We start from the raw sequence: 8,000 nt of genomic DNA on the forward strand, positions 1-8,000 counted from the left end.
GGGCGCGCCGCCGCCTGCACCGCCGCCGGGCGCGGCGGCCAGCGATTGCGGCATGCCGCCGCCGCCCCCACCACCCCCACCACCCCCGCCGCCCAGGCCCGAACCGTCCTGGTCGGCCGAAGCGGCCATCTTCAGCGCCTGGGTGATTTCCTGAATCATCTGCGCGATCTGCTGCAGAACCTGCATCAACGACGCCGCATTCGACCCGCTGCTGCCGCTCGTATCGAGCGACGACGGATCGATTGACTGCGTCGACATGGAATTGATGGACAACGACATGAACGACTCCCCCACGGAATGGCCGGCGGCAATGCCGACTCGTCCGACTATAGGGGGTGCCCATCCGGCCCTTTCGGTAGTGGCGCGAAGCGAGCCACCGATATGCGAACCGAGCCGGCGGGCGCGAGCGCGCGCCGCCGGCTCCGGCGTCAGACGCCCGCGTCGATCACGCGCGGGGTCAGCAGGAACACGCGCTCGTTGTGCGAGTGATCGTCGCTGTGATAGCGGAACAGCGCGCCGAGCAGCGGGATGCGCGACAGGAACGGCACGCCGGTCACGCCGTTGGTCTGCGTGTCGGTGGTGTAGCCGGCGATCAGCAGGCTGTCGCCCACGCCGACGAACGCCTGCGTGTTGATCTGGCTGGTCGTGATCACCGGGATGTTGTCCACCTGCTGCTGCGTCAGCTGGCCGTCCTCGATGTGCACGCTGAGCTTGATGCGCGTCTTGTCGCCGTCGTCGACGATCAGCGGCAGCACGCGCAGCGACACGCCGGTGGACACGCTGTACAGATCGGCCGACGTATAGCCCTGCACCCGCACGAAGAAGCGCGTGGTGTTGTCCATCACGGCCTCGACGTTGTCGAGCGTCGCCACCAGCGGCGAGGCGTCGATCTTGGTCTTGCTGGTCGATTGCAGCGCCGTGACGCGCGCCAGCAGGTAACGCCCCGCGCCGCCCACCACCGCCGACAGCGCCGCGCCGCCCGGCGTGGCGTTGACCAGCGAGCCGGTGGTGCTCGACGAGCCGCTGGTCGATTGCGCGACCGTGCCGAAGATCGGATTGAGCTGGCCGTCGTAGGTGTTCTGCGCCTGCTGCGCGTTGCCCGTCTGGAAGTCGACGTGGCTGTTGTGCGCGCGCCAGTCCACCCCGATCTGCCGCAGCGTGTCGTCGTCGATCTCGATGATGTGCGCCTGGATCTCGACGATCTTCGGCCGCACGTCGAGCTGCCGGATCAGATCGCCGTACTGGCCGACGCGATCGGGCGTGTCGCGGATCAGCACCGAGTTCGTGATCGGATCGGGCTGGATCACCGGCAGGCCGTCGCTGCCGTCGGTCACGGCCACGTCGCCGCCCGAGCCGCCGCCACCGCCGCCGCGCCGCCGCGTGTAGCCGGCGTTGTTGTTGTCGTACGCGCCGCCGAACGCCTGGCCGGCCTGGCCCACCGATTGCGAGCCCGTCATCGAGGGCGGCAACGGCGGCGGCTGGATCCCGCTGCCGCCACCGCCGCCGCTCATCATCCCGGTGGACGAGCCGGACACGTCGTTGAGCGACTGCACGCGCTGCATGTTCGGCGACGAGCTGGGCTGGCCGCCCGACGAGCCGGACTTCACGCTGTACATGTTGCCGAGGATGGTGGCCACGCCGGGCACGGTGACCTTGTTGCCGTCCACCTGCACGTCGTGATCGGTCGCCCACGCGTTTTTCAGCTTGAAGATGCGGATCACCGAGCCGTTGCGGTGGCCGGTGCTCGCGTCGAGCCGCTGCGCGACGTCGGCGATCATCTGCACGTATTGCGCGGGGCCGCTGACCAGCACCGTGCCCGACACCGGATCGTAGGTGAGCGGGAAGCGCGGATCGTCGAGGCCGATCTGCTTGAGCGTCGAGCGCAACTGGCCGATCTCGCTGTGATCGAGCTGCAGCACCTGGCGCGTCACGTCGTTCGAACTGCTGATCGACAGCACGTTGCCGTCATAGAACCAGACGAAGCCGAAGGTGGACGACAGCGTATCGAGGAACCGCTGCGGCGACAGGTCGAAACGGCCCGTGACGGTGCCCGATACGTTGGGCGCGATCGAGGCGGCAATACCCTGGCTGGCCGCGAAATCGCGCAGCACGTCCTTCAGGTCCTTGCCGTCGAGTTGTACGTGGACCGTCGCACTGCGCCACCGCACGGGCGCCGCGAACGCGGCATCGGACAGACAGGCAGACAGCGCCGCCGCGATGCACGCGGCGGCAACAAGCTTCTTCGCTCTCATGGATGTCGATTCGGGAGGATGGAGGGGAAGGCGCGCGTCAGCGTTCGAGGGTTTCCGACGGCGCTTCGCGGAACTGCTTGCGATACCCGGTCACGAGCGTGGACCGGCTTTGTACGCCCCAGCGGCGGGCGGTTTCGAGGACGCGCTGGTCGCCCGCGTCGGCGTGATCGATCAACGCCTCGCGGATGCGCTCCATGCGGCGCGTGCGAATCAGTTCGCTCGGCGAGAGGCCGAGGCAGCTCTTGAACGCGCTCTGCAACGCGCGTTCGGTCACGCCGATCTGGGTGGCGATCTCGCGCACCGAGAGATCGGAGCGATCGAGATTGTCGAGCACGTAGCGGTAGGCGCGGCGGTATTTGGCCGGCAGGCGCGCGCTGACGTCGTCGGGCGCGGCCTTCGGCTGGCGATCCAGCGCCGGCGTGCGCACGTGCGAATCCTCGCGCAGGCACTGCATCGCGACCAGCGCGTAACGGCTGTACCACTGCAGCGATTCCTGCGCGCGGCCCTGCGTTTCGCGCAGCTTGGCGGCGCAGTAGAGATATTCGAGCTGGCGGTGGCCGGTGTCGGAGCCGCGCACGCCCTGGTGCAGCGGTTCGACGATCGTTTGCGCGATGTGCGGCGCGTCGCCCACGAACGTGGCGAGCGCGATTTCGAGGCGCACGGCGCGCTGATAATCGGCGAAGCCCTGTTCGCGCACGCGTTCGAGATATGCACACACGTTGGCGATCGCATCGCGATCCCCGCCCATCACGTTGCGCAGATCGCGCAGGTAGGCCACGCGCGCGGCGAGCAGCGGCGCGCGCACGCCGGCCGCGGCCTGCAGCGCCTCGGCGAAGCCCACGCGCGGCGCGGGCAGGTAGGCGGCCGGGCTCGCGAGCGCGGCCGAGCGCCAGTAGACGTGATCCTGCAGCGCGTTCGCGCAGCGCAGCTCGTGCTGCGCGATCAGGTCGAAGCGCAGCGACGTCACCACTTCGCGCCAGCGCGGATGCGTGACCGTCACCTCGTCGAGCGCCTCGAGCGCTTCGCGGGTGCGGCCCAGTTCGTGCAGCGCGCAGGCGATGCCGATGCGCGCCTCGATGCGGCGCGACGGATGCGCCTCGGTTTCGTCCGCGGCGCGGGCGAAACAGGCCAGCGCGGTGCCGATGCGATGGCGGAACAGCGCTTGCCAGGCGGCGTTGCGGCAGGTCGCCACGCGAATCTCGGCCTTCGAGGCTCGCATGCGGCGCTGCGCGCGGCGGTAGGCATCCTCGGCTTCGGCGTCGAAGCCGAGCACGAGTTGCAGATCCGCGTGCCACTGCAGTTCCTGGGCCGTGGCCGACGAGGCCGAATCGTCGAGACGGCGGCCCGACTGCTGCACGGCCGCACCGAATTCGCCGTCGAGAATCGAATCGACGGTACGGGCTGCGTTGCCGGCGCCGGCGGCTTCATCGGAAGCGGCGAGCGCGGATACGATCGGGAAATAGAGCATCGAAAACATGAAGCGACTCTCCTTGCATTTGCGCGTGGCACCGGATCGCAGCGCCATGCAGCCAATGTAGTCGTCGCTTCATCTTCGGACTCTCAGTTTGACTGAGCAATCTTCAGCAATGATGCCGATTTGAGAATTGCGCCCCACGCGACGCGGCTTCGTGCGAGTCTCACGATTACTCAGCCCATTCCTCACTCACTTCATCAAGACATTCTCAGCACACATCGCGCACGGCAACATCACTTCGCATGCGGCGCGGCCGGATGCGTGGCCGCGCCCGCATCGTTCGCGTGCGCGGCATCGGCCCACGCGCGGAATTGCGACGTGAACGACGACAGCGTGAGCTGATCGTGCACCTGATCGACGAACACGCCGACGAACAGCGCGAGCAGCAGCACCGCCACCGCGCCCTTCACCGGCTGGCTCAGGCCCATCAGTTCGAGCTTGCTGGCCGATTTCGCGGCGAACGCGAACGCCACGTCGATCAATAACAAAATCATCACGGCCGGCGCGGCGAGCTTCGCGACCTGCTGCATCAGCGAATCGGTCTCCTGCAGTGCGAACGATTCGAGCACGCTCGACACGTCCACGCTGTGCGCCGTGAGCGGCCACCATTGATAGGATTCGTAGAGCGTGCCGAGCAGGAAGCTCATGCCGCCCAGGCTCCAGAACGCCACCGTCGCCACCTGCTGCAGCAGCGTGGCGGTGGGCGTGGCCTGCTCGTTGCGCAGCGGGTTCTGCACCTGCGCACTGTTGTAGCCGGTCAGATCGTCGATGTAGTAGCCCGCGCATTCGGCCACCCAGAACACCGACGACGCCGCGAAACCGAGCACCAGCCCGATCATCCCTTCGCGCAGCCCCAGCTCCACCAGCGCCGCGCCGTGCAGTTCCTCGCCGAACGACAGCGGCTGCCCGTAGGCGATGAAGGTGCTGAACAGAATGACGATCGCGTTGCGCACCGGGCCTTGCAGCACGCCGTCGGCCGACGGCGGGAAGATCGTCATGATCACGAACAGCCGGATCGACGACACGCCGATCAGCGTCAGGTAGCCCATCACCAGATGGGTGAGATCGGGCAATACGTTCAGCGACGGGTTCATGCGGCGGCCTTGTCGCGCGCGCGGCGCGCCAGCACGCCGTCCTCGGCCTCGTCGTCGGCGGCGTCGTCCTCGGCGCGCTGGTAGTTGCGGCGCATCACGCCGATGCGCTGCTCGCAGGCATCCATGCTGCCGACGTTGCGTGCGATCGCACGATTGCTCTCGACGATCGCCTGCTGCGCGTCCTGCACCGCCTGCACGGCCAGCTCCACCTGCTCCTCGCTCGCGTGCAGCCGCTCCACGGCAATCCCGCGCACGATCTTGCAGGCCTGGAAATCGTCCACCACGAACGGCATCGCGCCCGTCATCATCGCGTCGATCTGGTCGTCGATGGCCTGCACGGCGGCGGCGTCCTGCTCGACGCGCTCGATCGCCTGCGCGTGTTCGTCCTCGCGCTGGGCCAGCGCCGCGCGCTGCCCCACCAGTTGCATGCGCAACTGTTCGTTCTGCTTGCGGCGGCGGTCGCTCGCGCGCGACAGCGCGATCGCGCGGCGGTCCCGCTTCAGGCGGGCATCCACGCTCATGCGCTCACTCCGGACAGCTCGTGCAGATAGGCGTTGGTTTCGTCGTAGGCCGCGTAATCGCTGGTGCGCTGGCACAGGAACGCGCGGATCGCGTCGGCCTTGTCGATCGCCTCGTCGGCGAGCGGGTTCTGGCCGGGCTGATATTCGCCCACCTGCAGCAGCACTTCCACGTCGCGATGCTTGGCCATCAGCTCGCGGATGCGCGAGGCGGCGCGGTTGTGCGCGTCGGGCACCACCAGCGACATCACGCGCGACAGGCTGCCGAGCACGTCAATCGCCGGGTACTGGTTCTTCGCGGCGATCTCGCGCGACAGGATCATGTGGCCGTCCAGAATGCCTCGCACTTCTTCCGCTACCGGGTCGCCGCCGGTTTCGTCCTCGGCCAGCACGGTATACAGGGCGGTGATCGAGCCGGTCGCACCCATGCCGGTGCGTTCGAGCAGGCGCGGCAGCTCCGCGAACACCGACGGCGGGAAGCCGCGCCGCGCCGGCGGTTCGCCGGCAGCCAGGCCGATCTCGCGGCCGGCCCGCGCGAAACGCGTCAGCGAATCCATCATCAGCAGCACGCGCAGGCCGCGGTCGCGGAAATATTCGGCGATCGCGGTGGCCGTGTGCGCGGCCTTGGCGCGCTCCATCGACGAGCGGTCGGACGTCGCGCACACCACCACCGAGCGCGCCATGCCGTCCGGGCCGAGAATCAGCTCGATGAATTCGCGCACTTCGCGGCCCCGTTCGCCGATCAGCGCGATCACGTTGATGTCGCAGGCCGCGCCGCGCGCGAACATGCCCATCAGCGTGGATTTACCCACGCCGGCCGGCGCGAAGATGCCCATCCGCTGGCCTTCGCCGAGCGTCATCATGGCGTCCACCACGCGCACGCCGGTGGGCATCGGCGTGTCGACCATGCGGCGTGTCATCGGGTCGGGCGGCTGCACGATCACGGGCCGCCAATCGTCGGAATCGAGCGGCGGGCCGCCGTCGATCGGGTCGCCCAGGCCGTCGAGCACGCGGCCCAGCAGCTGGTCGCCCACCTGGATCGACAGCGGGCGGCCGAGGCCGATCACCTGCGTGGCGCGCGACACGTTCTCGAGCCGCGCGAACGGCGAGAGCAGCGCCACGTCGCGCGTGAAGCCCACCACCTCGGCGCGCTGCAGCAGCTCGCCCTCGGGCGAGCGCAGTTCGCACAGCTCGCCGAGCGTGACGTCGAGGCCGGACACCTTGATCACGGTGCCCACCACTTCCATCACCTTGCCGGTGCGCGCCACGGCCGGCACCGCGAGAATCTCGCGCTCGATCGCGTCGGTCAGGCGCTCGAAATCGTCGGTACGTTCGAGCCAGGAGACGTTCCTCATCGGGGGCCTCCGTGACGCAGATTGACGGTCAGTTCGGGCGCGGGAGCCGGGGCGTGGCCGGCTTGCTGCGATGCGGCCGGGGCCGCGGGAGCGGCTTCGCCATGCGCGGTTTCATCCGGCTGCGCTTCGTACTGCTGCGCCGCTTCGTAGTGCACGGCCTCGCCGGCGGCATACGGATCGTGGGCAGGCTGCGCGGCGTACGGATCCGGTTGCGCGTACGGATCGGGATGCGCGTACGGATCGGGATGCGCATAGGGATCGTGCGGCGCGGCGGCGTACGGATCCTGCGCCGCATACGGATCCTGATGTGCATAGGGATCCTGAGCGGCCGGCGGCGCGACAGGATACGCCTCGTGCGCAGCCAGTTCAGCCTCCTGCGCATAGCTGGCGGCCATCTCGCCCTGCGCCGCCTCGGCCTCGGCGGCGTCCTGCGCCATGTCCTGCTCGGCCTCCACCAGCGTGCGCTTGAGCGCGCGCGACACCGCGCCGTGCATCGCGCGCAACTGCGTGTCGAGGCTCGCATCCACCGCGCCGAAATCGGATTCGCAGATGCAGCTGCCCGGCGCGAGCCGCTTGTCGCCGACCACCGACATCGGGATCGGGCGGCCCAGCTCGCGCCAGCGCGTGGCGAGCCGGTCGAACGTGTCCTTGGCGCTGTCGAGATCGTCGGGATGCACGGCCACGCGCAGATAGGTCGCGCCGTCCACGATCCGCTCGACCGATGCGAGCGCGCGCTCGAACAGCGCCTCGCGGTTCTCGGTGCGCACGATCTGCTCGACGGCCGACGCGACGATGTCGGCCAGCCGCTCGCGCATGCGCACCTGAAGCTGGTTCTGCGCGTTGGCGACGTCGGCCAGGCGATCCATCCAGTCGCCGAGCGCGCGGTCGTAGCCGTCTCGATAGCCCTGCCGCGCGGCTTCGTCGCGTTCGCGGCGGGCGGCGGCCAGGATCGTTTCGGCTTCGGCGTGGCCCGCTTCGACGATGCCGAGCGCCTCGTTGCGCGCGGCCTCGATCAGTGCGGCGCGATCGTCGGCGAGCGCCGCGTAGGCGTCGTCGAGCGAGACGAGCGAGCCGAACAGCTCGCGCGGCAGCACGTCGCTGGCCGCGCCGAGCCGGGCGCGCAGGGTGTCTTCGTCGGGTTGGTGTTGCGCGTCGCGCGGACGGCTCAGCCAAATAGCCATGCAACCTCCGGCAGCAGTTCGGGCATCCGGGCCAGCAGCCGGATCGAGCCGGCCGCATCGAGCCCGCTCGCGGCCGGCAGCGAGGCCGGCGGCGTCAGCGCGCGCGGCAGCGCCAGGCGCGTGAGC

Annotated in this window: 7 protein-coding genes and 1 pseudogene; all 8 read right to left on the bottom strand. The window is 69.2% G+C overall.

Annotated elements, in window-relative coordinates; genetic code table 11:
• A partial coding sequence (locus tag G3N92_RS28170) for a hypothetical protein (protein WP_206130864.1) occupies positions 1 to 258 on the bottom strand: 258 nt, incomplete at its 3' end.
• A 170-nt stretch (positions 259 to 428) separates the two neighbouring features.
• Positions 429 to 2,252: a type III secretion system outer membrane ring subunit SctC gene (gene sctC, locus G3N92_RS28175; protein ID WP_206130865.1), complete on the bottom strand. Its 1,824-nt coding sequence runs from the start codon at positions 2,250 to 2,252 to the stop codon at positions 429 to 431.
• 37 nt (positions 2,253 to 2,289) lie between these two features.
• Positions 2,290 to 3,729 (bottom strand): helix-turn-helix transcriptional regulator, encoded by a 1,440-nt coding sequence (locus tag G3N92_RS28180; RefSeq protein WP_206130866.1) that lies wholly within the window; start codon positions 3,727 to 3,729, stop codon positions 2,290 to 2,292.
• Positions 3,730 to 3,959: 230 nt separating this feature from the next.
• On the bottom strand, positions 3,960 to 4,820 hold the full coding sequence (sctT, locus tag G3N92_RS28185) for a type III secretion system export apparatus subunit SctT (RefSeq protein ID WP_206130867.1): 861 nt from the start codon (positions 4,818 to 4,820) through the stop codon (positions 3,960 to 3,962).
• Positions 4,817 to 5,341, bottom strand: a complete 525-nt coding sequence (locus G3N92_RS28190; RefSeq protein ID WP_206130868.1) for a type III secretion protein — start codon at positions 5,339 to 5,341, stop codon at positions 4,817 to 4,819. The genes sctT and G3N92_RS28190 overlap by 4 nt, the downstream gene beginning before the upstream one ends.
• A complete protein-coding gene (gene sctN, locus G3N92_RS28195; protein ID WP_206130869.1) occupies positions 5,338 to 6,693 on the bottom strand; it encodes a type III secretion system ATPase SctN in 1,356 nt (451 codons plus the stop codon). Before sctN ends, G3N92_RS28190 begins: the two co-directional genes overlap by 4 nt.
• 410 nt (positions 6,694 to 7,103) lie before the next feature.
• Positions 7,104 to 7,874: pseudogene (sctL, locus tag G3N92_RS28200) on the bottom strand (type III secretion system stator protein SctL); the annotation flags it as partial.
• Positions 7,859 to 8,000 (bottom strand): type III secretion protein HrpB4 (locus tag G3N92_RS28205; RefSeq protein ID WP_277396203.1); only part of this gene is annotated, 142 nt, incomplete at its 5' end. The gene G3N92_RS28205 and the pseudogene sctL, both read right to left, overlap by 16 nt.

This window comes from Burkholderia sp. Ac-20379, from assembly GCF_017104645.1.
Classification (GTDB): Bacteria; Pseudomonadota; Gammaproteobacteria; order Burkholderiales; family Burkholderiaceae; genus Burkholderia.

Coding starts and splice junctions, on each gene's coding strand:
- sctC (WP_206130865.1), bottom strand. CDS start 2,252: ATGAGAGCGAAGAAGCTTGTTGCCGCCGCGTGCATCGCGGCGGCGCTG.
- G3N92_RS28190 (WP_206130868.1), bottom strand. CDS start 5,341: ATGAGCGTGGATGCCCGCCTGAAGCGGGACCGCCGCGCGATCGCGCTG.
- sctT (WP_206130867.1), bottom strand. CDS start 4,820: ATGAACCCGTCGCTGAACGTATTGCCCGATCTCACCCATCTGGTGATG.
- sctN (WP_206130869.1), bottom strand. CDS start 6,693: ATGAGGAACGTCTCCTGGCTCGAACGTACCGACGATTTCGAGCGCCTG.
- G3N92_RS28180 (WP_206130866.1), bottom strand. CDS start 3,729: ATGTTTTCGATGCTCTATTTCCCGATCGTATCCGCGCTCGCCGCTTCC.